The organism is Microbulbifer maximicatervae (SeqCode) (assembly GCF_052467505.1).
This window is the reverse complement of the sequence record NZ_CP174313.1, coordinates 4,137,588-4,161,751: the sequence shown is the minus strand read 5'-3', so window position 1 is coordinate 4,161,751 and position 24,164 is coordinate 4,137,588. Positions and strand designations below refer to the sequence as shown.

The 24,164-nt window shown below is 54.2% G+C and carries 26 protein-coding genes; 10 read left to right on the top strand and 16 right to left on the bottom strand.

Going from position 1 to position 24,164, the window contains the following annotated elements; translation table 11 throughout:
• Window positions 1–50: 50 nt before the first annotated feature.
• Window positions 51–1,196, bottom strand: a complete 1,146-nt coding sequence (locus ACJJIN_RS18355; RefSeq protein ID WP_444895690.1) for an aminopeptidase — start codon at window positions 1,194–1,196, stop codon at window positions 51–53.
• Window positions 1,197–1,611: 415 nt separating this feature from the next.
• On the opposite strand from ACJJIN_RS18355, the gene ACJJIN_RS18350 reads away from it, so the two are divergent.
• The gene (locus ACJJIN_RS18350; RefSeq protein WP_282930681.1) at window positions 1,612–1,785 is read left to right on the top strand and encodes a DUF3149 domain-containing protein; all 174 of its coding nucleotides are present in this window, start codon (window positions 1,612–1,614) and stop codon (window positions 1,783–1,785) included.
• A gap of 308 nt (window positions 1,786–2,093) precedes the next feature.
• Here the strand turns inward: ACJJIN_RS18350 and tatC are convergent, their stop codons facing one another.
• The 8 genes from tatC to ubiE all read right to left on the bottom strand — a co-directional run bounded on the left by tatC (window position 2,094) and on the right by ubiE (window position 7,646).
• The gene (tatC, locus tag ACJJIN_RS18345; protein WP_413663789.1) at window positions 2,094–2,843 is read right to left on the bottom strand and encodes a twin-arginine translocase subunit TatC; all 750 of its coding nucleotides are present in this window, start codon (window positions 2,841–2,843) and stop codon (window positions 2,094–2,096) included.
• Entirely contained in the window at window positions 2,840–3,433 is a 594-nt protein-coding gene (gene tatB / locus ACJJIN_RS18340; RefSeq protein WP_444895689.1) for a Sec-independent protein translocase protein TatB, read from the bottom strand. The genes tatC and tatB overlap by 4 nt, the downstream gene beginning before the upstream one ends.
• 29 nt (window positions 3,434–3,462) lie before the next feature.
• Complete coding sequence (gene tatA / locus ACJJIN_RS18335) at window positions 3,463–3,726, bottom strand: Sec-independent protein translocase subunit TatA (RefSeq protein ID WP_282930678.1); 264 nt, start codon at window positions 3,724–3,726, stop codon at window positions 3,463–3,465.
• Between the two features lie 88 nt (window positions 3,727–3,814).
• Window positions 3,815–4,147, bottom strand: a complete 333-nt coding sequence (locus ACJJIN_RS18330) for a phosphoribosyl-ATP diphosphatase (RefSeq protein ID WP_282930677.1) — start codon at window positions 4,145–4,147, stop codon at window positions 3,815–3,817.
• 7 nt (window positions 4,148–4,154) lie between these two features.
• On the bottom strand, window positions 4,155–4,547 hold the full coding sequence (gene hisI / locus ACJJIN_RS18325) for a phosphoribosyl-AMP cyclohydrolase (RefSeq protein WP_282934621.1): 393 nt from the start codon (window positions 4,545–4,547) through the stop codon (window positions 4,155–4,157).
• A 51-nt stretch (window positions 4,548–4,598) separates the two neighbouring features.
• On the bottom strand, window positions 4,599–6,209 hold the full coding sequence (gene ubiB / locus ACJJIN_RS18320) for a ubiquinone biosynthesis regulatory protein kinase UbiB (RefSeq protein ID WP_444895688.1): 1,611 nt from the start codon (window positions 6,207–6,209) through the stop codon (window positions 4,599–4,601).
• A 2-nt stretch (window positions 6,210–6,211) separates the two neighbouring features.
• Entirely contained in the window at window positions 6,212–6,841 is a 630-nt protein-coding gene (locus ACJJIN_RS18315; RefSeq protein WP_444895687.1) for a ubiquinone biosynthesis accessory factor UbiJ, read from the bottom strand.
• Between the two features lie 55 nt (window positions 6,842–6,896).
• Window positions 6,897–7,646, bottom strand: coding sequence for a bifunctional demethylmenaquinone methyltransferase/2-methoxy-6-polyprenyl-1,4-benzoquinol methylase UbiE (gene ubiE, locus ACJJIN_RS18310; protein WP_444895686.1), 750 nt, complete (start codon window positions 7,644–7,646; stop codon window positions 6,897–6,899).
• Window positions 7,647–7,784: 138 nt separating this feature from the next.
• Here ubiE and ACJJIN_RS18305 point away from each other — a divergent pair, with 138 nt between their 5' ends.
• Window positions 7,785–8,597, top strand: a complete 813-nt coding sequence (locus ACJJIN_RS18305; RefSeq protein ID WP_444895685.1) for a CHAD domain-containing protein — start codon at window positions 7,785–7,787, stop codon at window positions 8,595–8,597.
• Between the two features lie 87 nt (window positions 8,598–8,684).
• Here the strand turns inward: ACJJIN_RS18305 and ACJJIN_RS18300 are convergent, their stop codons facing one another.
• The 7 genes from ACJJIN_RS18300 to ACJJIN_RS18270 form a co-directional block, all read right to left on the bottom strand.
• Window positions 8,685–10,316 (bottom strand): alkaline phosphatase, encoded by a 1,632-nt coding sequence (locus ACJJIN_RS18300; protein WP_444895684.1) that lies wholly within the window; start codon window positions 10,314–10,316, stop codon window positions 8,685–8,687.
• A gap of 15 nt (window positions 10,317–10,331) precedes the next feature.
• The gene (locus ACJJIN_RS18295; protein ID WP_444895683.1) at window positions 10,332–11,867 is read right to left on the bottom strand and encodes an alkaline phosphatase; all 1,536 of its coding nucleotides are present in this window, start codon (window positions 11,865–11,867) and stop codon (window positions 10,332–10,334) included.
• Window positions 11,868–12,132: 265 nt separating this feature from the next.
• Window positions 12,133–12,507, bottom strand: a complete 375-nt coding sequence (locus ACJJIN_RS18290; RefSeq protein ID WP_444895682.1) for a gamma-butyrobetaine hydroxylase family protein — start codon at window positions 12,505–12,507, stop codon at window positions 12,133–12,135.
• 4 nt (window positions 12,508–12,511) lie between these two features.
• Window positions 12,512–13,828: an ATP-dependent protease ATPase subunit HslU gene (hslU, locus tag ACJJIN_RS18285; protein WP_282930670.1), complete on the bottom strand. Its 1,317-nt coding sequence runs from the start codon at window positions 13,826–13,828 to the stop codon at window positions 12,512–12,514.
• A 73-nt stretch (window positions 13,829–13,901) separates the two neighbouring features.
• Window positions 13,902–14,441 carry an ATP-dependent protease subunit HslV gene (gene hslV / locus ACJJIN_RS18280; protein ID WP_108734993.1) on the bottom strand — a complete coding sequence of 180 codons (540 nt, stop codon included), beginning with the start codon at window positions 14,439–14,441 and terminating at the stop codon, window positions 13,902–13,904.
• 165 nt (window positions 14,442–14,606) lie between these two features.
• Window positions 14,607–15,185 (bottom strand): SPOR domain-containing protein, encoded by a 579-nt coding sequence (locus tag ACJJIN_RS18275; RefSeq protein ID WP_444895681.1) that lies wholly within the window; start codon window positions 15,183–15,185, stop codon window positions 14,607–14,609.
• An 82-nt stretch (window positions 15,186–15,267) separates the two neighbouring features.
• Window positions 15,268–17,481: a primosomal protein N' gene (locus ACJJIN_RS18270; RefSeq protein ID WP_444895680.1), complete on the bottom strand. Its 2,214-nt coding sequence runs from the start codon at window positions 17,479–17,481 to the stop codon at window positions 15,268–15,270.
• 330 nt (window positions 17,482–17,811) lie between these two features.
• Between ACJJIN_RS18270 and rpmE the strand changes: the two genes are divergently transcribed.
• The 8 genes from rpmE to ACJJIN_RS18230 all read left to right on the top strand — a co-directional run bounded on the left by rpmE (window position 17,812) and on the right by ACJJIN_RS18230 (window position 24,122).
• Window positions 17,812–18,024, top strand: coding sequence for a 50S ribosomal protein L31 (gene rpmE, locus ACJJIN_RS18265; RefSeq protein ID WP_108734996.1), 213 nt, complete (start codon window positions 17,812–17,814; stop codon window positions 18,022–18,024).
• 382 nt (window positions 18,025–18,406) lie between these two features.
• Window positions 18,407–19,660, top strand: coding sequence for a malic enzyme-like NAD(P)-binding protein (locus tag ACJJIN_RS18260; RefSeq protein WP_108734997.1), 1,254 nt, complete (start codon window positions 18,407–18,409; stop codon window positions 19,658–19,660).
• Between the two features lie 130 nt (window positions 19,661–19,790).
• Window positions 19,791–20,222, top strand: a complete 432-nt coding sequence (locus tag ACJJIN_RS18255; RefSeq protein WP_444895679.1) for a hypothetical protein — start codon at window positions 19,791–19,793, stop codon at window positions 20,220–20,222.
• 40 nt (window positions 20,223–20,262) lie between these two features.
• Entirely contained in the window at window positions 20,263–21,891 is a 1,629-nt protein-coding gene (gene gshA, locus ACJJIN_RS18250; RefSeq protein ID WP_413663800.1) for a glutamate--cysteine ligase, read from the top strand.
• A 34-nt stretch (window positions 21,892–21,925) separates the two neighbouring features.
• Window positions 21,926–22,528 carry an acyl carrier protein phosphodiesterase gene (locus ACJJIN_RS18245; RefSeq protein WP_282930664.1) on the top strand — a complete coding sequence of 201 codons (603 nt, stop codon included), beginning with the start codon at window positions 21,926–21,928 and terminating at the stop codon, window positions 22,526–22,528.
• On the top strand, window positions 22,525–23,016 hold the full coding sequence (locus tag ACJJIN_RS18240; protein ID WP_282930663.1) for a disulfide bond formation protein B: 492 nt from the start codon (window positions 22,525–22,527) through the stop codon (window positions 23,014–23,016). The genes ACJJIN_RS18245 and ACJJIN_RS18240 overlap by 4 nt, the downstream gene beginning before the upstream one ends.
• A gap of 36 nt (window positions 23,017–23,052) precedes the next feature.
• Entirely contained in the window at window positions 23,053–23,439 is a 387-nt protein-coding gene (locus tag ACJJIN_RS18235) for a CidA/LrgA family protein (RefSeq protein ID WP_444895678.1), read from the top strand.
• Complete coding sequence (locus tag ACJJIN_RS18230) at window positions 23,436–24,122, top strand: LrgB family protein (protein WP_444895677.1); 687 nt, start codon at window positions 23,436–23,438, stop codon at window positions 24,120–24,122. The genes ACJJIN_RS18235 and ACJJIN_RS18230 overlap by 4 nt, the downstream gene beginning before the upstream one ends.
• The last annotated feature ends 42 nt before the right edge of the window (window positions 24,123–24,164 follow it).

The following is a 24,164-nucleotide window of genomic DNA, read 5'->3' as shown; positions in this document are numbered from 1 at the left end:
AAAATAGGAGATTAAAATTGAAAATTAGTATAATTTTTAGAGCTAGCTAATTATAGAACTTCCCCCCCCTGTCGCATACAAAACTGAGAGTCAAATTTAGCCATTGTCGGCGCCTTGTTCCTCTTTTTTCTGTATCCATTAGCTAATTCCAATAAATATTGCTCTCGCTCTTGGCGGTCAAGCTCACCCAATCTTTCAGCCGCATTATAAAAATCTTCCCAACCATTACTATCAATATAAAGCTGACGAAAAGCTGGAACTAAAGATTCATATTCTGCAGCCAAAGCCAAAGTAGCATTATTGGTTTTCTCTATATAAGCCTGGTAGCGCGCGGGATAAGACCACTCTGCTGCCATACGCCAATAGCAACGCCTCAATCGACTCAGAATTTCCTCCTTTTCTTGGCGCTTTTCCTCGTCCGGCAAGTTGGATTGGTAGACTGGCTGAAGCTCTTTACGCGTCGCTGTCATTAACTGTCGTACCGCCAGTGCCTGAGCCTTAGTCTCCTCAGCAGAACTCGAGAGACCCTGGCTACGAAGCCAATCAGGTAAAGCAATTTCGGACACTGCTGTAGCAAAGCTCTCATTAAAGCGGGTATCACCCGGCACATAAACTCTTCTGTGGGCCAACTCATGAAATAAGAGCCCCGCTAGCCTCTCCGGTGTCCAATTCACAAAGCTTGATAACACAGGATCGTTAAACCAACCCAGGGTGCTATAGGCCGGAACGGCTCCCAGATAGACATCATAACCCTGGTTCCGCAGGCTATTTGCTTTGGCAATAGCCGCTGATTTGCGGAAGTAGCCCCTATAGCTAGCGCAACCGGCTATGGGGTAACACCATCGTTTGGGGCTCAGGGAAAACTCTGGTGCGGCCAAGACATTCCATATAGGGTACTCATCATCGAGCTGAACATAGGAGCTATAGGCTTGCCCCACTGGTAGTTTTAACTCCTGTGCTGCATAGGCACGGATCTCCTGAACGAGCTGTAATTGCTTCTGGAGTTGATCACTGGCATTGCCGTCTTGAACCAGCTCTTCAATCGGCTGCCGGGCAGAGAGTATCCGCAATTGACCGCTTGCAGCCTGGAAGTAATAGCCCGCAGTCTCGCACCCGTAGAGCCCTAACAATACTAATACGAGCAGCCAAACTCTGGGGCGCGCTAAAAACCTAAGATCAGAAATACTGATATACACTCTTTTTCCTATTAGTATTTTTCTTAGAGAAACCCACCAGTCAAACGATTCCATGTGCAAAAGGTTATTCCATGTCACCAGTGGCAGCCGTCTTAACAGTATTTGCGCTGGTTTTAGGTGCTGTTGCCTGGTTGCGACTGCTATTTATTGGTTTTAGTCGTGACCCCTTGTCGGGGCTGATAGCACTATTTATACCACCTTTGGCGCTTTTGCTGCTTCTGCCTGACAGGCGAGAAAATAGTGATCTTTATTCTTTATGTGGCGCGTCCTTACTCTGCCTGCTAGCAGCCTTGACCCTGCGTTGACCAACCCGTCGTTCTTACAATAAGTTGATCCAGCTTGATTTAGGTCAAGAGATTTCCATTACAGCTCCCTAGACTGCATAGGTGAAGCATTAGCCTATCTGGAGAGAAAAATGGATGCTTTAATTGACCTGTTTACCAGCTTTTCTGGCCTTCTCAGCTTGGCCGTTATTGCCTTTATATTCCTGATGGCAGCGTTTTTCGTTCGCTTGGTTCGCAACAATGTTGAAAAAGCTGTTGCCGAGCAGGAACGCATCGCAGCACAAGCAACCGGTTCCAATAAATAGCTAGGCTTCCATCGTTGTTGTAAGCAACCAAGCACAAGCTAGTTTAGCGTTTATCTCTCGATCTGGTATCTAATAGCGGGCTTTCTACAGCCGGTAGGGTGGTCAACCTCCCTGCAGCTGGGAAATAACCGTGTAATAAAGCTTCTTGTCATGGAAGAGGTGGAGTTGATGCTACTGAGAAGAGAGTGCGGCGTTGTACCCGTATAGCTAGCGCTCTCAGGTGAGTAACCCTATCGAGAGCGCAACTGCAATACCTCAAGCGCTGCCTGTGAAGCTAACCGCTGAAAGCCCAGTGGTGACTTTTTATCTCAGGTAGCAGGCTTATCTTTGGGTGAAGACTTCATCCAACGCCCAAATAAAATGCCAATCTCAAACAATAGCCACATGGGGAAGGCCAATAAGGATTGGGAAATTATATCCGGCGGTGTCAGTAGCATCCCAATTAAAAAGCATCCCACAATCACATAAGGGCGCTTACTTGCCAGGGTCTTGGCATCCACTACCCCACTCCAGATCAGTAGGACTGTCGCAATAGGGATTTCAAAAGCAAAACCAAAAGCAAAAAAAAGCTTCAGCACCAGATCCAGATAACTGCGCATATCTGGCATTACCTTAATATCTTCTGGAGCAGTTCCAACAAAGAAATCAAAAAGAAGGGGAAAGACCACAAAATACGCAAATGCAATGCCGATATAAAAAAGTGCGACGCTACTAATTAATAATGGAATAGCAATACGTTTTTCATTTTTATACAGCCCCGGGGCAATAAATGACCAAACTTGGTAAAGCACAAAAGGGATTGCAATAAAAAAAGAAACTATAAAGGTCGTTTTGAACGGAGTAAGGAACGTGGAAGTCACCTCTGTAGCGATCATTCCAACATCACCCGCCAAACGCTCCTGTAGTGGGTGGGCAATAAAATTATAAATTTCAGACGCAAACGGCATCAAGCAGACAAATAAGACCAATACGACCAAAAGGATTCGCAATAGGCGATCACGCAGTTCGATCAGGTGGTCGATAAAAGGCTGATGCTTATCTTGGGACTGATCGCTCATGACTGGCTGTCTTTTTCCTGTTGCGATGTTTTCTTCTCGCTTTGTTTTTCTTCTTCATCTTCATCGATGTTTTCAGGATGGTCCGGGTTTAGGTCCGGGTCCCCAAAGTCATGCCAATGCTCCGGGTATTCGGGGTCCTGTAACTCCTCGGCAGTTTCATCCTGTTCTGGCAAATAATCCTCCTGCTCTGCACGAGGATGAGCAGGTTCCTCTATCGCCTTTTCAGGTTTTGGTGCCTCAGGATGGTTGACTCCAGCTGCCTGTTTTTCTACTGGTGTCCCTGCAACTTTTGGTTTTTCAGGCTGATTAAGCGCGTCGTGAACTTCCTTATTGGCTTCGCTAAAGGTTTGCTCCATCTCACGACGACTCTCCTCAATCTCACGCATAATGCGCTCGTTGTGAAGTTCACGCCGTATATCATCGGCTCCAACCTCTCGCTCCAATTCTTCGCGAGCACTATGTAAGGTCCGCTTCAAACCGGACCACCAGCGGGAAGTGGTACGCACCGCATCGGGCAGTCGCTCAGGGCCAACCACCAACAGGGCCACGGCAGCAACTACCAATAGTTCTAAAAAGCCGATATCAAACACAGAGTGACACTCGCCTTAGTCGTTGCCGATTATTTGTCCTGAGACTGTTTATCTTTATTTTTGACAGTAGTGTCTTGGCCTGGCTTCTCTTCCTCATCGTGCTTGAGACGCTCGACATCTTTGTCTTCATCAGCATCCTTGGATTTGTCTTCATCCTTAACCGCTTTGCGGAAACCCTTAATTGCGCCACCCAGATCGCCTCCGAGGTTTTTCAAACGCTTGGTTCCGAACAGTAGTAAGACTATGACCAGGACAATCAACAACTGCCAGATACTAATTCCACCGAATCCCATAATTGTCTCCATTACATTCAATAGGATGGCTTGAGTTTCTTACCGGGCACTCCCGCCATCAGGGGTGGTGCCACAAGTGATTCAAATTTTACTTAGTTCGCGCAGCTTTCTCTTCCAGGCCAGAAAGACCAAATCGGCGCCCAAGCTCTCGAACCACGTCCTGAGAATCAGCGCCCAAGTGAGATAGCATGACCAGCGAGTGAAACCACAGGTCCGCTGTCTCGGCAACCAGGTCTCGATTATCGCCACTACTCTGTGCGTCTTTTGCTGCAAGAATAGCTTCAGTGGCTTCTTCACCGACTTTTTCCAAAATCTTGTTCAGGCCTTTGCTATGTAGACTGGCCACATAGGATTCAGAAGCATCACTGCTATTTTTACGGCTTTCCAATACCGCATCGAGCTGTTGCAGCACATCTTTCATAATTGTTTCACTTATAAATGGACTTCGGGTCCTGAATCACCGGCTGATTCACCTGCCACTCTTCATCTTGAAGGAGGTGATAGAAACAACTACTGCGTCCGGTATGACAGGCGATTCCACCTTCCTGCTCGACCAACATTAATACGGTGTCCCCGTCACAATCCAGGCGCAATTCACGCACCTTCTGTAGGAAGCCGGAGGTTTCTCCTTTGCGCCACAGGCCCTTGCGGGATCGGGACCAGTAGACTGCGTAACCCTCACTGGCAGTGAGCGCCAGCGATTCGCGGTTCATCCAGGCCATCATCAACACCCGCCCGGTTTTGAAATCCTGCGCAATCGCAGGAACCAGGCCATCACTGTTCCAGCTGACTTTATCGAGAAAACCGGCCTTTGCTTGAATTTGAGTCAATGTCTAACAATCCTTAGAAGTTCCAGTGTAGGCCGAAGCGCCCTAGGGCCACAGCAGTAGCACCAGTGCAGCAACGCCCAGTACCCAACCGGTCGGCGGCAACTGAGCCAGCCATTCCGGTTTACTGACGGCGATGGCGCCAACGCCCAACATAACTCCGGCGACCCGCCGAATATATTGGCGCAAGCCTCGGCGTTGCGAGCCCGCCAACTGCTCGCCAATTACCTCTAACTGGGGCGCCAGTTCCCGCGACTGCTCCAGAGCTGAGTACACCAGCTGTGGCATCTGCGGGAATTTCTCAAGCCACTCCGGACCGTAGCGCTTTATCTCACCCACAATTGTTTTGGGGTGGATTCGATCGCGCATCCAGCGCTCTAAAAATGGATGAGCAGTCTTCCACAGATCCAGCTGCGGATAAAGCTGTCGACCCAAACCTTCGATATTCAACAGGGTCTTTTGTAACAGTACCAGCTGTGGCTGCACCGCCATATCGAATCGGCGCGCAGTCTGGAACAGACTAATCAACACCCGAGCGAAAGAAATTTCTCCCAGGGGTTTTTCAAAAATGGGCTCACAGACCGAGCGAATAGCGGACTCAAAGGCATTGATCGGCGTGTCGGAGCGAACCCAACCACTTTGCACGTGCAGCTCCGCCACCATACGGTAATCGCGGCGGAACATCGCCAGGAGATTGCGCGCCAAATAGTACTGATCTTCCCGTGTCAGGCTGCCGACGATTGCGGTATCAATCGCAATATATTGCGGGCGTTGCGGGTGCTCCCTGGAAACGAAAATGTTGCCCGGGTGCATATCCGCATGGAAGAAGTTGTACTCGAAGACCTGCTTAAAGAAGATCTCAACACCGCGCTCAGCCAGCAGCTGCATATTGGTGTCCTGGGCGCGAAGCTGGGCCAGGTCGGTGACGGGGATACCGTCGATACGCTCCAACACCAGGACATTTTCACGGGTGTAATCCCAGTGCACTTCGGGGATATACAACAGCGGGGAGTTGGTAAAGTTGCGGCGGAGCTGGGTGCCGTTGGCCGCTTCACGAGTTAGGTCCAATTCACCTTCAATCGTGTGCCGATAGTCCTCAACCACCTCCACCGGGCGCATGCGGCGCCCTTCGGGCACAAAGCGTTCAATTCCACGAGCGATCACCCCCAGGAGCTTCAAGTCTTCCTGGATTACCTCATCAATGCCCGGGCGCAGTACTTTGACAACCACTGATTCGCCGCTCTTTAATTCAGCCGCATGCACCTGTGCAACTGAAGCCGCTGCCAGTGGCTGCTGATCAAATTTGGCGAAGACCTCATCCACCTTGGCACCAAGGGCTTCTTCGATCAGAGCCGTGCACTGGTCACTGGGGAAGGGCGGCACCTTGTCCTGTAAATAATCTAATTGCTCGACAATATCTGGCGGTAGCAGGTCGGGACGAGTGGAGAGAAGTTGGCCGAATTTAACGAAAATGGGGCCCAGCTCTTCCAAGGCTCGGCGCAGCCTTTCGCCCCGTGGTATCTTGGACTGCGGCAGCAACTTCACCGGAAGTAGCAACCCCCGCAACCACAGTGGGCGCTCCTCGGCTGGCAATAATTGATCGAGACGATAGCGCAGAAAAACCCGCGCAATTGTGAGACTTCGACGAACTGGCAAAACTACTCGGCCTCCCTGCGGGAAAATTGTTCTTCCAGCAAGCGTACGCGCGCCTCGAGCCGTTCAGCAGCTAGAGAGGCCTCGGCCAGGTCTTCGACAAATGCTTCGAACTGGGCCTGGGGTGGAGTCAGCTGCCACTCCTCACTGATAGCCTCTGCCGCCACTTCAGGCGCTCGATTCAGATTGCCTCCCAACCAGCGGGCAGCATCGCGCAGGACATTGCCAATTGAGTGGGCGGGAATATCGCCAACCACTTGTGCCAGCGGCGCTTCCCAATCGATATCCAGGTCACTCAAGATCCATTGCAGTTCTGCCAGCAGGGCACTGGAGCCGCTCACTGACACCCCCAGCCCGGCAGGAGTTGCATCCGGGTCTTTGATCAGGCGTACAAAAGACAGCGCTGAACCGCTCAACTGGGTGGTGACTTCCCCCTCCCAGTGCTGGCGCACCCGCACCTGGTCACCCTCGATACACAGGCAAAACTGTAGTTGCGGGGCGGTTAAATCCAGCGCCATGGTTTTCCCATCCAGTGCGGAAAGGCGCTCGCGTGTCGCCGGGTCATACTGGAGGGCAGCATTAATTGTGGTTTCCAGCGCGGCATCAAATCCCGCGCGAAAAGTGGGGTCGCTCATGGCGGTTTACGGCCTCGTGCCTGCGCTCAGAGAAAAAATAGGCTTATGCAGTTTTTCAGGGCTTGATGCCCCGGTGCAAGGCGACAATTCCGCCGGTCATATTGTGGAATTCACAATCGACAAAACCGGCATCCGCCATCATCCCCTTGAGGGTTTCCTGATCTGGATGCATGCGGATACTCTCCGCCAGGTAGCGATAGCTGTCCGCATCATTGGCAACCAGTTTGCCCATAAATGGCAACAGGCGGAAAGAGTACTGATCGTAGACTTTCTCCAACAGCTTCGACTGGGGCTTGGAAAACTCCAGCACTAACAATCGGCCACCGGGTTTCAACACGCGCAACATGGAGCGCAGTGCCAGGTCCTTATCCGTGACATTGCGCAAGCCGAAAGCGATCGTGATGCAATCAAAGGTATTGTCCGGGAAGGGCAGGTACTGGGCATCCGCCTGTACCGGCACTACGTTGCCGGCGATGCCTCGATCGAGCAGGCGGTCGCGGCCGACCCTAAGCATCGATTCATTAATATCTGCCAGTACCACCTGACCACTAGCGCCCACGATACGCGAGAAACGCGCGGTGAGATCGCCAGTACCCCCGGCGATATCGAGGATTTTCTGTCCCGGTCGCGCACCGGACAATTCGATGGTGAAACGCTTCCAGAGGCGGTGGATACCCCCGGACATCAAGTCGTTCATTACGTCGTAACGCGCCGCCACTGAGTGGAACACTTCCGCCACACGACCGGCCTTTTCCTCCACCGGGACCTCTTGGTAGCCGAAGTGGGTGGTCTTGCGATCCTTCATGCTGTGCTGCCTGCTGAGCCAAATTCAGTGCGCCATTGTACATCGACCAAGCCGGCGGAACAGCGCCCATGATTCCCCCAGCGGCAACTCACTAAAATTAATTCACACAAGAGTAACAACGGGACCCAGGGTTCTCTCATGGATTACCGGCTCGATAGCGACACGCCCGCTGTAGTGAGTCTGCGCCGTACAGCACGCACAGAAATACACGCCGCCAACAGTAATGCCCAGTTGTTGCCAGATGAGCACGCCGTGCACGAACTGCGCAAACACTGTAAGAAACTGCGCGCCCTGCTGCGCCTGATTTACCCGAATAAAAATCCACTGTTCCGACGCGAGAACGATCGCTACCGGAAATTGGCACGATGCCTGTCAGCTGGGCGCGACCTGGTCTCCATACGCACCGCGCTTCTCACCCTGGCTCCACCCAATCACTTTGAAAAAACGCATAGGGTACTGCGTCAGATACAGCAGTCACTGCGAGACGAAGAGAATCTTATTCGGGTTGAAGGGTTGTTGACTGAAGCGCGGGAGAGCATTGAAGAATGGCCCCTGCACGATATTCGCTGGGGTGATATCGATGCCGGATATTTACGTGGCTACCAGCGCGCGCGCAAAGCCTGGCTGAAGGCACGAGAAGGAGACAACGCCCATAAACTCCACCAATTGCGCAAATGGGTAAAAGATCACTGGTACCACAGCCGCCTACTCAGAGAGAGCCACCCCCAATCTGTAGCGCTGCGCTGTGAACCGCTAAAACAACTCGCGCAACTATTGGGAGACTGGCGCGATCTCTACCTGCTCTGTCGTTTTGGCATCACGGTTGGAGAACCATTGGGGAAAGAGTTGATCAAGCTGTTGGAAATGTGCGACTGGCACAAGGTGCGATTGCGCTTGGAAATAGAAAAAGGCTGCGCTGAGTTCTTCGCCCACAAAAAACTTGTGATCTAAGTTGAGCAGGCGTAAAGGGATTCGAGATTATTCGTTATAAAAACGAAAAAGGCGCGGGAATATTTCCCGCGCCCGAAGATCCCCGATTTATTTGGCACTCTGCTCCAGCAGGCCGCCGGCGCGAGCCATCACATGGAACAGGTAGTTCTGCTCATTGGTGCCGCTCACCAAGTGGGCACCGGGACCGCGAGCCCAGACACCCACATCTTCGCCGCCGTGGGTTTCTCCAGAAAGAGGAACAAGGACTTCCTGGTGGAAGCCGGGAGCGGTGGTGTCCACATCGGTAAGATCCTGACGCCCTTGAACAATATCGTCATAGTAGCGGTCATCAGCATCGGTATTGTCGCCGTAATGTGCAAAACCGCGACCATTGGCATAGTTCAGGGTAGTGTAAGGCAAGCCCGTCTTATCCAGCTTGGGCATATCTTCAGCCACACCGGTCTTGTCATTTTTAACTACCTTACCGAGGATTGGGTTGCCACGGGTAGTCCCACCGGCAATGGTCATCACGTGACTGTGGTCCGCGGTAACAACGATTAGAGTATCCTCGGCACTGGTGTTATCCAGGGCTACCTGCACCGCCTTGGCAAACTCTTCCGCATCGCTGAGAGCATTGTAGGCATTATTGGCGTGGTGACCGTGGTCGATACGCCCGGACTCCACCATCAGGAAGTAACCCTTATCGTTTTGCTGGAGCATCTCGATGCCCTTGGCAGTCATCTCACTCAGGGAAGGCTCGCCGCCAACATCGTTGCCACGATCGGCCTCATAGCGCATATGAGAGGAGTTAAATAACGCCAATAGCTTATCGATGTTAGTCACATCCAGCTGGTCAAACCCGGCTTTGTCTTCCATATAGTGCGCGGTGGTTACGCCATCGTTATAACGAGTTTTCCACGCTTCAATCAGATTGCGCCCATCGGTGCGCTTACCAGTCTTGCCTTCCGCATCGGTGAAGTCCGCTGGCAGGAAGTTGCGGCGTCCGCCGCCCATTACAACGTCGATACCATCACCGGCCTCCAATTCAACCAGGTGGGTGGCGATATCGCGACAGCCGTCTGGAGCAGTGTATTCCCACTCACGCTCAGGCACCTTGGCATAAGTCGCTGCGGGCGTGGCATGGGTGATACGCGCGGTGCTGATGATACCGGTGCTTTTCCCCAGTTCCTCGGCCAGCTCCAGGGAGGTGGTCAGGGGACGTTCGAGGCTGGCAGCGCAGTCACCGCGGGCGACATCTTCAGCCACACTCAGGATACCCGCCTTGGTTTTCACTCCGGTAACCAAAGCGGTCATGGTGCCAGCGGAATCCGGAGTCTGCTGGTTGGTGTTATAAGTTTTTACCAAGCCAGCAAAGGGCATCTTTTCGAAGCTCAACTGATATTCCTCGCCATCGAGGCCCAGTTTTTGGCCAGCGAAGATACGCGCAGCGGTGACAGTGGAGATACCCATGCCATCGCCTACAAACAAAATAATATTTTTCGCGGCACCCGGCGTATTGTTGATCTTCTCTGCGCTCGCCGCAGCTACGGCTTTCTGGCCATCTTCGAACCAGCTGCTTTCACTTTGGGTTGGGGAAAGGCCTAAGTAATTCTGCTGCTGCGGTTTTTCTGTAGCATCCGGCACTTCGGCAACATTGTTGGAGCTGGAGTTATCGTCGCTACAGGCACTGGCCAGTACGGCAACGGAAAAGGCCAGCAGGGTCTTTTTAAACTGTTTCATGGTCAATATCCCCAATTATTCTTCTAACAGCGACAGATCGGTCGCGGCAGTCATTATGTGGAAAACCGCATTCTGTTCCAGATGTCCCTGCACTTTTTCGGCACCGGCGCCGATCGCGTGCAGACTGATATCCTCACCGCCGTGGCTTTCGCCCCCCAGGGCAACCAGGGATTCCTGGTGGAAACCTGGCATCTCGGTATCCACATTCGTTAAGTCGTGACGACCGGCGGCGATATCATAGTCATCGCGCTTGTCTGCATCGGTTTCAGTACCCAAATCGGCAAAGCCACGGCCATTGGTGTAGGTCAAGGTGGTGTAAGGCTTATTATCCTCGGCCAGAGAGACGGCCTCATTCGGTGCGCCGCTGTCATCGTTGCCGATCACCTTGCCCAGGATAGGGTTACCCCTGGTGGGATAGCCCGCCATGTTCATTACGTGACTGTGGTCAGCAGTCACCAGGATCAGGGTTTCTTCCAGGTTCACTTTCTGTAGCGCTGCCTTGACCGCATCAGACAGCTCAATAGCTTCATTTAGCGCGTTATAGGCGTTACCGGAATGGTGAGCGTGATCGACTCGGCCGGATTCCACCATCAGGAAGAAGCCGTCTTCATCCTTTTGCAGCATATCGATAGCGGTGGTGGTCATCTCGACGATACTGGGCTCTTCGCTATTCTTGGCGATGCGGTCGGCATCGTAGCTCATGTGGTCTTCGGTAAAGAGACCCAACAGCTTATCTGTTTTGGCGATATCCACTGCCGACAGTTCGAAACCATTTTCGACGTAAACCGCATTTTGCTCACCGTCATAGCGCAGCAGCCATTCACCCGTTAGATTGCGCTCGTCCTCACGCAGGCCACCCTCGGCCACCGGTGTAAAGTAGTTGCGCCCACCACCGAGCATGACTTCCATGCCATCGCCGATATTCATTTCCACCATTTGTGTGGCGATATCGGTACAGCCCTCATCGGCCGCGTGTTCCCACTTGCGGCTGGCACTGTGGGCATAAGTGGCTGCCGGAGTCGCGTGGGTGAGGCGTGCGGTAGAAACAATGCCGGTAGCCTTACCGCGGCTTTCCATCATCTCGAGGAAGCTGTTCAAACCCAGACCCTTACTCGCAGCACAGTCAGCCACCAAGCCCTTGCCATCCACATTGATCATACCGGCGCGGGTTTTTACACCCGTCATCATCGCGGTCATGGTGCCGGCGGAATCCGGGGTCTGCTGGTTAGTGTTGTAGGTTTTGATCAGGGCACTGTGAGGAAACTCCTCAAAAGAAAGGCTGTTCTCTTCACCGGGTTCACCGCGGCGCTGGCCCTCGAAGATACGAGCTGCGGTCAGGGTGGATATCCCCATGCCATCGCCAACAAACAGGATGACGTTTTTTGCAGTTTTGGCTTCACGGGAGAGAGAAGTGCGTTCTTCCAGGCGATCGGACGCCTCGGTAAACCATTCACTCTTAGTTTGGTAATCGGGCAGGCTCGCGGCGGAAACCGCGGAAGCGAGAGGAATCAGACAAAAGGCGCTCAGTGCGCGGGCAATTGTTTTTGCCATGGGGGCCTCCGAAACTCGTTAATTTGGCGAGCATTAGAGTTCCAAAATGTGACAAAAGAATTACGCGCCGGTTACGTTGTTAATATCTTTGCTCTTAAAATCAATGAATATCAAAGAATTACCTAAAGCGGGCAATATTTGGCAAAGATGTACCAAAGATTAATTATTTCAGTAATAAATTATTGAGAAGAGTGGGGAGATATTAAGAGAGAGAAGGGTGGAACCGCCCACTGGAGAGCGGTTGTCATTACCGATCAATTTGCCACTAGCCGATAAACTTCACCACACTCTCATCCGGGTCGCGGCCCTGGCCGGCATCGCGCAGGCGCTGAAGGTAAGCCTCCCAGTTGGACGAATAGTTTTCAGCTAGTTCGTGCAAATACTCCCAGGTAAAAATACCGGTGTCGTGGCCATCGTCGAAATCGATTTTTAGCGCATAGCGGCCAGCCGCCTCCACCGTATCGATACCCACATGTATTTTGCCACTGACCAGCACCGGTTCGCTGGCACCGTGGCCACGCACTTCGGCGCTGGGGGAGTAGACGCGTAGGTACTCTGCCGGCAAGGTAAATTCAGCATCGCCAAATACCAGGTGCAGGCTTTTCTCTGCGCGATTTAATCGGATTTTTTGCGGTTTCATTGATTTACAAAATAAAACGCGACAGGTCTTCGTTCTGGCTTAACTCGCCCAGATGGCTGTCCACATAGGCGGCATCAATATTCAGAGAAGTATTGCCATCGCCCGCATCAAAGGAAATTTCCTCCAGCAAGCGCTCCAATACCGTGTGCAGTCGGCGTGCACCGATATTCTCGGTACGCTCATTCACCTCGAAGGCCACTTCCGCGATGCGGCGAATACCGTCTTCACTAAATTGCAGTTCCAGCCCCTCAGTGGCCAGCAATGCTTTTTGCTGCTCGGTAAGGGAAGCGGACGGCTCGGTGAGGATGCGCTCGAAATCTGCGGAGCTCAGCGAATTCAATTCCACGCGAATGGGCAGACGACCCTGCAACTCGGGAATCAGGTCCGAGGGCTTGGACAGGTGGAAGGCGCCAGAGGCAATAAACAGGATGTGGTCGGTTTTGATCATGCCGTACTTGGTGTTAACCGTGCTGCCTTCAATCAGTGGCAGCAGGTCGCGCTGTACTCCTTCGCGGGAAACATCGGCACCGCCGCTCTCCTGGCGCTTGGCGACTTTATCGATTTCATCGATAAATACGATGCCATTCTGTTCGGCAGCGCGGATCGCACGGGTCTTAACATCTTCGTCGTTGACCAGCTTGGCCGCTTCCTCGTCGGTGAGCTGCTTGAGGGCCTGCTTGACCGGCAGCTTGCTCTTGCGAGTCTTGCCCTGGGACATATTGGAGAACATGCCCTGGAGCTGGTTGGTCATCTCCTCCATACCGGGAGGGGCCATAATTTCTACGCCCATGGGCGCAGCGGCCAGATCCACCTCAACCTCTTTGTCATCGAGATCACCTTCGCGCAACTTCTTGCGGAACAGCTGGCGAGTGCTGGAATCCTTATCGGTGGGCTCGGTGGAGCGCGCCGGAGGCAACAGGGCATCGAGGATGCGCTCTTCTGCGGCATCCATAGCGCGCTGCTCAACACCAGCCATGGCCTGCTCGCGTTCCTGCTTCACTGCCATCTCAACAAGATCGCGGACAATCGACTCTACATCCCGACCGACATAGCCCACTTCGGTAAATTTAGTCGCCTCTACCTTGATAAAGGGCGCGTTCGCCAGTTTGGCCAGGCGGCGGGCAATTTCCGTCTTGCCCACGCCGGTAGGGCCGATCATCAAAATATTTTTCGGCGTGATCTCGGCGCGCAGGTCTTCACTAACCTGCATACGGCGCCAGCGGTTTCGCAGCGCAATGGCTACCGCACGCTTGGCCTCCTGCTGGCCAACAATATGGCGGTCGAGTTCGTGGACAATTTCTCTGGGTGTCATCTGGGACATACAAATTCCTGCAAAAATTCTTGCGGGGGCTTAAACAGCCCGCCAGCCGGTCACTCTAAGGTGTACCCGGTAATCAATAAGCCAGTTCTTCGATGGTGTGGTTCTGGTTGGTGTAAACACAGATATCACCGGCGATCTTCAGTCCCTGCTCCACAATAGAGCGGGCATCCATATCGGTATTGTCCAGCAGCGCACGGGCTGCCGACTGGGCGAAGGGGCCACCGGAACCGATAGCAATCAGGTCGTCTTCCGGCTGAATCACGTCGCCATTACCGGTCACAATCAAACTGGCAGTGGAATCAGCAACCGCCAGCAGGGCCTCCAAGCGGCGCAGGGCGCGGTCGGTACGCCAATCTTTGGCCAACTCCACAGCGGCGCGGGTCAGCTGGCCACCGTGGGCCTCAAGCTTGGCTTCAAAACGTTCGAACAGGGTGAAAGCGTCTGCAGTACCACCGGCAAAACCGGCAATAACCTTATCTTTGTACAGGCGACGCACCTTGCGTGCATTGCCTTTCATAACGGTGTTGCCCATGGACACCTGGCCGTCGCCGCCAATCACAACTTTGCCGTTGCGGCGACAGGATAAAATAGTAGTTCCGCGATACTGTTCCAATGGAGACCTCTCGGATTGCGCGTGTACTCTGGCAGCGGGCATCGAAGTGCCCGCGCCGGGGAATTATCTTCAGACTAGGTAAGTGAGGACGGTTCGCGCCGATTTCAATAAGAGAGGTCACAATTACTGAGTGGGGCAACACACCTTAATAAACGGAATTGATGGTCACTGGGTCGCCGGGCGTTTTAGCACCAGCGGCATCAGGCGATGCTCAGCCAGTGTCTGGCGCGCTTTGGCCATCCGGGAGCGGTTGCTATAAGGGCCCACCAGTACCCGATGCCAGGTTCCCCGGTTATCGGTGGCCGATTCCACTTTGACCTCCAGGTTGGCCAGGGTCAGCTCAACGCGCAGGCGCTCCGCTTCAGAGGCATCGCGAAACGATGCCGCCTGCAGGATATATACCTGTGCCGGGGTGCTGCGATCGGGTTCCGACGAGCTACTACTCTGGGAATTGTTGGTGGAGTCACTGCGGCGCGCCGGTTGTGCCACTTTGGGCGGGGGTACCGTGACTTCGTTTTCTTTTAATTTTGTATAAAAATCAAAACGCGGTTGAGGCGATGTTTCCTCTCGCTGCTGTACCGCCTTTGGCTTAATGCTGCTTATTCCCCGGCTGTCCTTGTCCATGCCCTGAAGAAACAGTACGGCCACCGCAAAGCCACCGACAAAATTCCCCAGGACAAACCAAACCCATGCGGGTTTGCCTGCGGCTTTTTTACTGCGGCGATTACTGGTGCGACGGCTCATCGAAAATTTCTTCCCTGCAAGGTTTTAGCGGTTTGTGAATTGTACCGCCAATTTAGTGCCAGGCGCGTAACCCAGCGCATATTCACGATAATTCCTGCGCATCCATATCCACAGCCCAGCGCAGGCGGCGATTTTTATTGCCCTCCGCCCAAGCACACACTCGCGCCAGCAGCGGCTGTAAGTGGGCTCGGTTTTGTGCGGTGACCTGAATATAAAATCGGAAGCGCCCGGATTTGCGTTCCAGTAGTGCCGGCACCGGCCCCAGATATTGGATCTGCGGCGATGGGGGTGCCAGGGACTGCATAAAGAGTCGCGCATTTTGTAGAAACTCTTCGGCCCAACCAGGCTCTTCACACTCCGCTCTCACCAGTGCCATAGCGCTGGCGGGAGGCAACTGTGCAACCGTGCGATCCCTCAGCAACTGGCGCGCAAAAGCGCCATAGCCTTTTTCCAGCAGCAATTGTAAAAGCGGGTGCTCGGGGAAGCGGCTCTGAACCAATACCCGCCCACTGAGACTGCCGCGCCCCGCACGACCCGCCACCTGTTCCAATAACTGGCCGGTACGCTCTGGCGCGCGGAAATCTGCGCTGAACAGGCCGCCATCGGCATCCTGGATCACTACCAAAGTGACCTTGGGCAAATGGTGCCCCTTGGCCAGCATCTGGGTTCCTAACAACAGGCAGGGCTCGCCCTCTCGCGCCGGTGCTAACAATTTATCCAGCGCCTGTTTGCTCGCCGTGGTATCCCGGTCCACACGTATCACCGGGTAGTCGGCAAAGCGACGGGCCAACAGTTCCTCGCTGCGTTCCGTGCCGGCACCCAGGGCCGAAATCGAACGGCTGTGACATTGTGGGCAGCTGTCAACCAGCGGGCGGCGGTAATCGCAGTGGTGGCAGCGCAACTGGCGTTGCCGCCGGTGCATAGTCAGCTTGCTCGAGCAGTGTGGGCAATCCGCCAGCCAGCCGCAATCATCACAAGTCAGCGCGGGGGCAAAGCCGCGCCGATTGATAAACACCAGGGCCTGCTCACCCCGCGCGAGCGTATCGCCGATATGGCGCAGCACCTGGGAAGAAAACCCCTCTTCCAGAGGCTCCCGCAGTGTCGGCACTACGTGAATTTGCGGTGGCTTGGCATCACCGGCGCGATAGCGCATATGCAGGTGTTGATAGCGCCCATTCAAAGCGTTGTGCAGGGTTTCCAGAGAGGGCGTGGCCGAACCCAAAACCACCGGCACATTATTATTGCGCCCCAAAACCACGGCCAAGTCCCGGGCCGAATAGCGCACCCCGTCCTGCTGTTTAAAAGAGGCATCGTGCTCTTCATCGACAATCACAACGCCGAGCCTGGGCAGGGGGGTCATAATGGCTGAGCGGGTGCCGATCACAATATCTGCCTGCCCACCCGCTGCCGCCAACCAGGATTGAGCGCGCTCGCCGTCAGCCAAGCCTGAGTGCAACGCCGCAATACTGTGCTTGGGAAATCGTGCAGCAATACGCCTCAGCGTTTGCGGCGTAAGTCCAATCTCCGGCACCAGTAACAATGCCTGGCGGCCACTATCCAGGACCCGCTGCATCAGACGCAGATAAACTTCGGTCTTGCCACTGCCGGTGGTGCCCTCCAGTAATGAAGTAGAGAAGCCGCTGCAATCGATACTGTCGAGCACCTGTTGCTGTTCGCTATTCAGCTCCGGAGCCGGTGTACTCTCTGCTGCGGGTAGCGGCGCAGGTACGGTAGGGCCTAGAATCCACTCCACCAGGCCGCGATCCTGTAGGGCTCGAATCACGGGGGTATTGTGGCCGAGGGTCTTAAGGTGGGTTCGGCTCTGCTTGCCATCACTCAACAGCAACTGGAACAGAGCCTGCTGCTTGGGCGCGCGTGCCAGTGCAGTTTCCGGTAAGCCCTTTCCCTCTGTCGTGAGCTGAAGCCACTGCTCCGCCCAATGATCAGACGGCTTACCTTTGCGCAGTGCCACGGGCAGGGCAGCGGCGTAGACCTCGCCGAGGGGCGCCTGGTAATAGTCGGCAATCCAGGACAGCAGCTTGCGGCTGCCATCACCAAACAGAACCTCCGAATCCACCAGTTCCAGCGCTGGCTTCAAACTGCTGTGCGGCGACTCCTGCACTATATCCAATAGTACTGCCACTAACTTGCGCCCGGCAAAGGGCACCCAGAGGCGCTGGCCGGGCCGCAGTGACTCCGGCGACAGTCCCTCTGGCGGCAAATAGTCAAACAAGCGCCTCAGGGGCACGGGCACTGCCAGCCTTAAAATGACTCTTTGTTGGACTGACTCCTGCACCTGGCCCCCACTCACTCAAGCAAAAGGCGCTAGTGTAATGGCAGATGTGGCAAGTTGCAGGGCTTCGTCGGGGATAATGGTTGTTATGACCGAATTGGCAACTTAGGCGTCACAGAGGAATTAGTGAGGTCAATTGCTATCAAAGCTGTTGTGCAATGCTAACAAGTGGCCATCCTCAGTCATTTCGCCACCCATTTGTGCTTGAACCGCGACATTAATCTGATAGTATGCGCCGACTTTTTAAACAGCCTGGAACCATACTGGTTCCTGCACCAATGACGATGCCGTGCTCGGCAAAAGATCGAGTGGCGGTTTCGAAAAGAGGCAATCATGAAAGCAGATATCCATCCTAACTACACCGACATCTCCGCTACCTGTTCCTGCGGCAATGTTGTAAAAACCCGCTCCACTCTGGGCAAAGACCTGCAAATCGACGTTTGCTCGCAGTGTCACCCTTTCTACACTGGCAAGCAGAAGCAGGCTACCACTGGTGGTCGTGTTGACCGTTTCAAGAAGCGTTTCGGCAGCCGTATCGGCAAATAATCCGGGCTCTTCGCTCGAATGGACCCGCCGCTTGCGGCAGGGTCCATTCCAAAAAGGCACCTCGCACTGCGATGGTGCCTTTTTTGTATCTATTCTCAGCGTTTCATACCCCGCTGCTGTAATCCTCTGTATGTAAAATCAAAATCGACTTGAATCGCTTAACCTTTCCGCCAATGGCGATAACTTTATCCTTATAAATCAGATTAATGCGGCTATTTATCCTGAAAATCGTCGATAGGCACGATAAAAATAGAAGTCCGTACCACTTATTGCAGATTTTCACGCTTGTAGCGCCAAGCTTCCCTCGGTTATTCTCTGGCCCCCGCAGTAACCGGGATAACACTTAAGTGTTGCCCACAGTATTCGAGAGATAAGCCCCCAAATGACGGATTCATTGCGCCAGGCAGCGCTCGATTACCACGCGCTCCCCAGTCCCGGCAAACTTTCAGTAGAGCTGACGACCCCTGCCGAAACCCAGGAAGACCTGTCCCTGGCTTACAGTCCCGGCGTCGCCGAACCGGTGCGAGAAATTGCCAAGGACCCAGAAGCAGCCTATCGATACACCGGCAAAGGTAATCTGGTAGCAGTCATTTCCAATGGCAGTGCCATTCTCGGTCTCGGCAATCTGGGCCCGCTGGCCTCAAAACCCGTGATGGAAGGCAAGTCACTGCTGTTTAAACGCTTTGCCGATATCAACTCAGTAGATATCGAAGTTGATGCCAGCAGCCCGGAGCAGTTTATTCAGACCGTGGCCTCAATCGCCAACACCTTCGGCGGTATCAACCTCGAAGATATTAAGGCGCCAGAGTGTTTCCATATTGAAGAGACTCTAATCGAGCGCTGCCCGGTACCGGTTTTTCACGACGATCAGCACGGCACCGCCATTGTGACCGTTGCCGGTATGCTCAATGCTCTGGAGATTCAGGGTAAGAAAATTAGTGAAGTGCATATGGTCTGCCTGGGCGCAGGTGCCGCTGCGACGGCCTGCTGCAAACTGCTGCTGGCTGCCGGAGCGCGCAAAGAGCAGATCACCATGCTCGACAGCCGTGGGGTTATCCACTCGGGTCGAACGGATATCAACGCCTACAAAGGTGAGTGGGCACGGGATACCGATATGCGCACCCTCGACGATGCCATCGCCGGTGCGGATGTATTCCTCGGGGTATCCGGCCCGGACCTGCTCTCCGCCGAGCAGCTACAGCGCATGGCCCCAAAACCGGTGGTCTTCGCCTGCTCTAACCCCAACCCGGAGATTAAGCCCGAGTTGGCTCACAGTGTGCGCGACGACCTGATTATGGCCACAGGCCGTTCCGACTACCCAAACCAGGTTAACAACGTCCTCTGCTTCCCGTTTATTTTCCGGGGTGCCCTGGATGTTCGCGCTGCGCGCATTAATGAAGAGATGAAGCTGGCAGCGATCGAGGCGATCCGCAAAATTGCCCACCTGCCGGTACCGGATTCAGTGCGCGAAGGTTATGGCGGTATCGAGCTCAGCTTCGGGCCCAACTATATCCTGCCCAAGCCAACCGACCCGCGTTTACTGCCTGAGGTGGCTTCGGCCGTAGCTCGAGCAGCCGTAGACAGTGGCTGTGCGCGCCTGCCCTACCCGGACAACTATCCCCTGGAAACCCTGTAAAGATCACAGATTTCCTCACTTAACCCGTTAGAGCAGGCATTTACCGCTTTCGCTCTAACGGAGTTCTTGAGCCATAAAGCCCCCGTCGCTAAACTGCCTTTCTGTCACAGCATCAAAGTTGCCCAACATAATGAGTCATGTGTACGTGCTGACCAATCAGCACCAGCAGTTCCTGAGTAAAAGCGGCGAATGGACCGATGGCCGCGAGCCGAACAAACTGTTTCGCAGCGAGCATAAAGACGTCGCTATCAACCAGATGTTCGAGGCCAATACTCGCAATGTGAGCCTACGCATTGAATTGCTGCTGTGCGAACTCAGCATTAAGGGGCACCCCCAGATCCCCGAGGAAGCTCTGGCACCGGTATCCAGTGATGAGAGTCAGGGTGACCCTGAAATCACCCCCTCAATACCTGAGGAACTGCCAGAGCAGGCCAACCCGGAGATAGAACCCCAGCCTGCGCCTGAAGTCGCACCGGAAGAAGCGCCTGAGGTTGCCCCGGAACCAGCGCCCGCTGAAACGCCCGCACAGCCTGACGAAAACAAATCTGAATCCGCCGCCTGAGCGCCAGAACATTCAGCACCGGCACAGAGAGTCGCCCGAGATGGCAGCGATAAAGAAGCGTTCCGGTAGTACCAAGGAGATTCGAGTGCCCATTTCCCACCTGGCCGCGCTATCGCAAGCCAAACCAGCCCAACTGCTCAAAGGCATCCTCCGCGGTGTCGAGAAAGAGAGCCTGCGTGTCGCTCCCGATGGCGCCCTTGCGCAAACGCCGCATACCACAGCACTGGGCTCCGCACTTACCCATGAAAGTATTACTACCGACTTCTCCGAGGCCCTACTGGAATTTATTACGCCGCCAGTAGCGACCCCTGAGGAAGCGTTACAGGTCTTGGACCGTATCCACCGCTACACCTACAACCAGATCGGTGACGAGCGCCTGTGGGTTAACAGCATGCCCTGTGCGATTGGCGAAGATAAAGATATTCCCGTTGCCCGCTACGGCAGCTCTCACAGCGGCACAATGAAAACTATTTACCGGCTGGGCCTGGGGTTGCGCTACGGCCGCGCCATGCAAACTATCGCCGGTATCCACTACAACTTTTCGCTTCCTGAAGAGTTCTGGCTGTGGCTGCATGAAATCGAAGGCAGCAGTGAGGATTTAAAGAGTTTTAAAACCCGTCGCTACTTCGATCTAATTCGCAATTTCCGCCGCAATTACTGGTTGCTGATTTACCTGTTTGGCGCCGCACCTGCGGTATGCGCTTCTTTTGTCGATGGCCGCGAGCACAGTCTTGAGCCCTTCAATGGGGATGACCACACTCTGCACGTGCCCCACGCTACGTCCCTGCGTATGGGCGACCTGGGCTACAACAGCAACGTGCAGCAGTCACTAGTGGTTTGCTACAACGACTTGCGCAGCTATTTATCCACGCTCTGTTCAGCGATCAGCAGTTCCTACGGCCCTTACCAGGAAATGGGGGTTAAAAATGAAGGCGGCGACTACCAGCAATTGTCCACAGGCATACTACAAATCGAGAATGAGTTTTACTCACCGATCCGTCCCAAAAACCCCGCCAAACGGGGCGAAACAGCGCTGTCTGCCCTGGATAATCGCGGTGTCGAATATGTTGAGGTCCGCTGCCTCGACCTGAACCCCTTCGCTCCCCTGGGAATTGACGCCCAGCAAATGCGTTTCCTCGATAGCTTCCTGCTGCACTGCCTGCTCACCGACAGCCCCAAAACCAGTGATGCCGATTACCGCAGTACCCAGGAGAACCAACAACGTATCGTCTACCGGGGTCACGAACCGGAACTGACGCTGCTGGATAACGGTGGCGAGCGTAAACTGAGCGACTGGGCCACCCAATTATTGGAAGAGGTCGACTCAGTGGCAGAACTGCTGGATAACGCCTGGGGCGGCTCGCAATACCGCGGCTCAGTGGGCGTGCAGAAGGCCAAGGTGAAAGGGGATATCCTCACACCGGCACAGCAGATACTGGCAGAGATGCGCGAACAAAACATTACCTTTTCCCAGTGGGCTATGGATAAAGCCGAACAGCACCGCCGCTACTTCCTGGAGCGCCCTCTGGACAGCGACTATCTGCAAGACTTCTTACAGCAGGCAGAAACCTCACTGCTCAAGCAAAAAGAAATTGAAGCGCAGGATAGCGGTACTTTTGAAACATTCCTGAGCCGTTACTATGCCCAATACAACTGCTGCCAGGACTAGCGGCTGATACAGTGCCGCAGCCTGAGCGAGGCTTATGAACTATCTGGCACACCTGTTACTGTCCGGGCCCAAACCGCGCTGGCGACTGGGTGGGCTCCTGGGGGACTTTGTTAAAGGTCCCCTGGATGACAGTTGGCCAACGGATATTGAGCATGGTATTCGCCTGCACCGTCGCATTGATGCCATCACCGATGCTCACCCGGCCTACCGGGATGCCCTGGCACAACTGGACCCGCGCTGGCGTCGCTATGCCGGCATCGCACTGGATATATGGTTTGATCACCTGTTGGCAGAAAACTGGCAGCAGTGGCACCCTGAAGCGCTGGATGAGTTTTGCCGGCGCTGTTGGAGAGACTTTCATTTCGACAGCCGGTATATTCCGCCACGCGCAATGGCATTTATTGAGCGCGCCGAGCAAATTAAACTGCTGCAAAGTTACCGCGAGGAGCGGGTAATCGAGCTGACCCTGGAGCGGGTTGGGCAGCGGTTGCGCCGCCCGGTAGCACTGCAGGAGCTACTGCCTGAACTTATCGCCGGGCGGAACAAACTGGAAAGCAATTTCAATAAACTATTAACCGACTTGAATCTCGAAGCGAACCGCTTTCGACAGCACTATTCAGGACCCGAATTACCATGACCTTACCCAACCCGCGCATCACTTTTCTTCTGGTCTTCCTAATGGTGGCCTTTTTACTCGGCTCCGCCTTTTATCTCGAGTACGTGCAGGGGCTGGAGCCTTGCAAATTGTGTATTACCCAGCGGGTAATGCTATTGGGTGTTGGCGTAGTTTCGTTGATCGCATTCCTGCACAACCCTGCCACCATTGGCCGTCGTGTCTACGGCCTGCTGGTATCCCTTTGGGCAATGGGTGGTCTCTACTTTGCCGGTCGTCAGCTTTGGCTGCAAAGCCTGCCGGAAGACCAAGTGCCGGCCTGTGGTCCAAGCGTCAGCTATATGATTGAAGTTTTCCCGATGGCCGATGTGCTCAAGGCGCTGCTGAGCGGCGATGGCAATTGTGCTGAAGTACAGTGGACCATGATGGGCCTGAGTATCCCCGGTTGGGCCGCTATCGGTTTTGCCGGTCTGATCCTGTTCGGTGGCTGGCAAGCATTCCGCAGAGCTTAACAATCTCCGGCGGCTTTAACGGCCTCCATCTCCTACATGTCAAAATCCACGCTGCACAACATACTCCACTGGCTGGGTGGAGCTGCCACTCTGGTTGCCTGTACCTGGCTGGGCAATTTCACCAGCTCAAGCCTGTCACTACCCATTCCGGGATCTGTCATAGGGATGCTGATGCTACTGGTGATTCTCGTGTTCAATGGTGGTGCTCCCACAGGCCTTGCCAAAGTCAGCTCACAACTGCTTTATCTACTGCCGCTGTTATTGCTACCGGCGGCTGTCGGGGTATTTTTTTTCCAGGGCCTGACTCTATCCGACTGGCTAGCCTTAATCGCCGCTATTGTGATTGGCACACTGGTCAGTATCGCTATTTGCGCACAGCTACTAAAGAAATTGCTGATTCGCTCTGGGGGTAATCGGGAGTGAATGAATTTCTGGCGAGCCCAATCTTTGTATTGCCCTTGAATGTCATCGCTTTTCTTGTCGGCGTTACCCTTTACCGGCGCTACAAGACTGTTCTGCTGCACCCTATCATCAGCGCTAGCATTTTGACCGCAATAACATTGAGTGTTCTCCATATCCCCTATGAGAGTTACCAGGGCTCCAGTGCATTACTGTACAGCTTGCTAGGGCCAGCAGTTGTTGCCCTGGCTGTCCCTCTCAAACAAAATCTAGTGATTATCCGCAAAGCCGGCTGGCCGCTACTTGTCACTATTTTTGTGGGTGCGATTTTGGCCCCAGTTATAGCGGTATTAATCGCCTTGGTATTTGGCGCGGGCAAGTCAGTACTACTGGCGTTGAGCGGCAAATCTATTACCACACCCATCGCATTGGCCCTGGCGGAAACAATCCACGCTTCTCTCAGCCTCACTGCAGCTATTGTGGTCTTGACCGGGGTGGTCGGTGCTATCGCTGGCCCAGCTCTAATGAGTAGGCTCAATATTCACGATGAGCGCATTGTCGGTATCGTACTCGGCATCAATGCCCACGCGGTGGGGACCGCACGAGCATTAGAAATCAGCGCCCTGTGCGGCGCCTGTGCAGCATTGGCCATGGGTACCTGCGGTGCGCTCACCGCGCTGATTTTGCCGCTCATTATCAGAGGATAAAACACCCTAGATTTGCTCCACCAAAGATCGCCGCAGGCATCG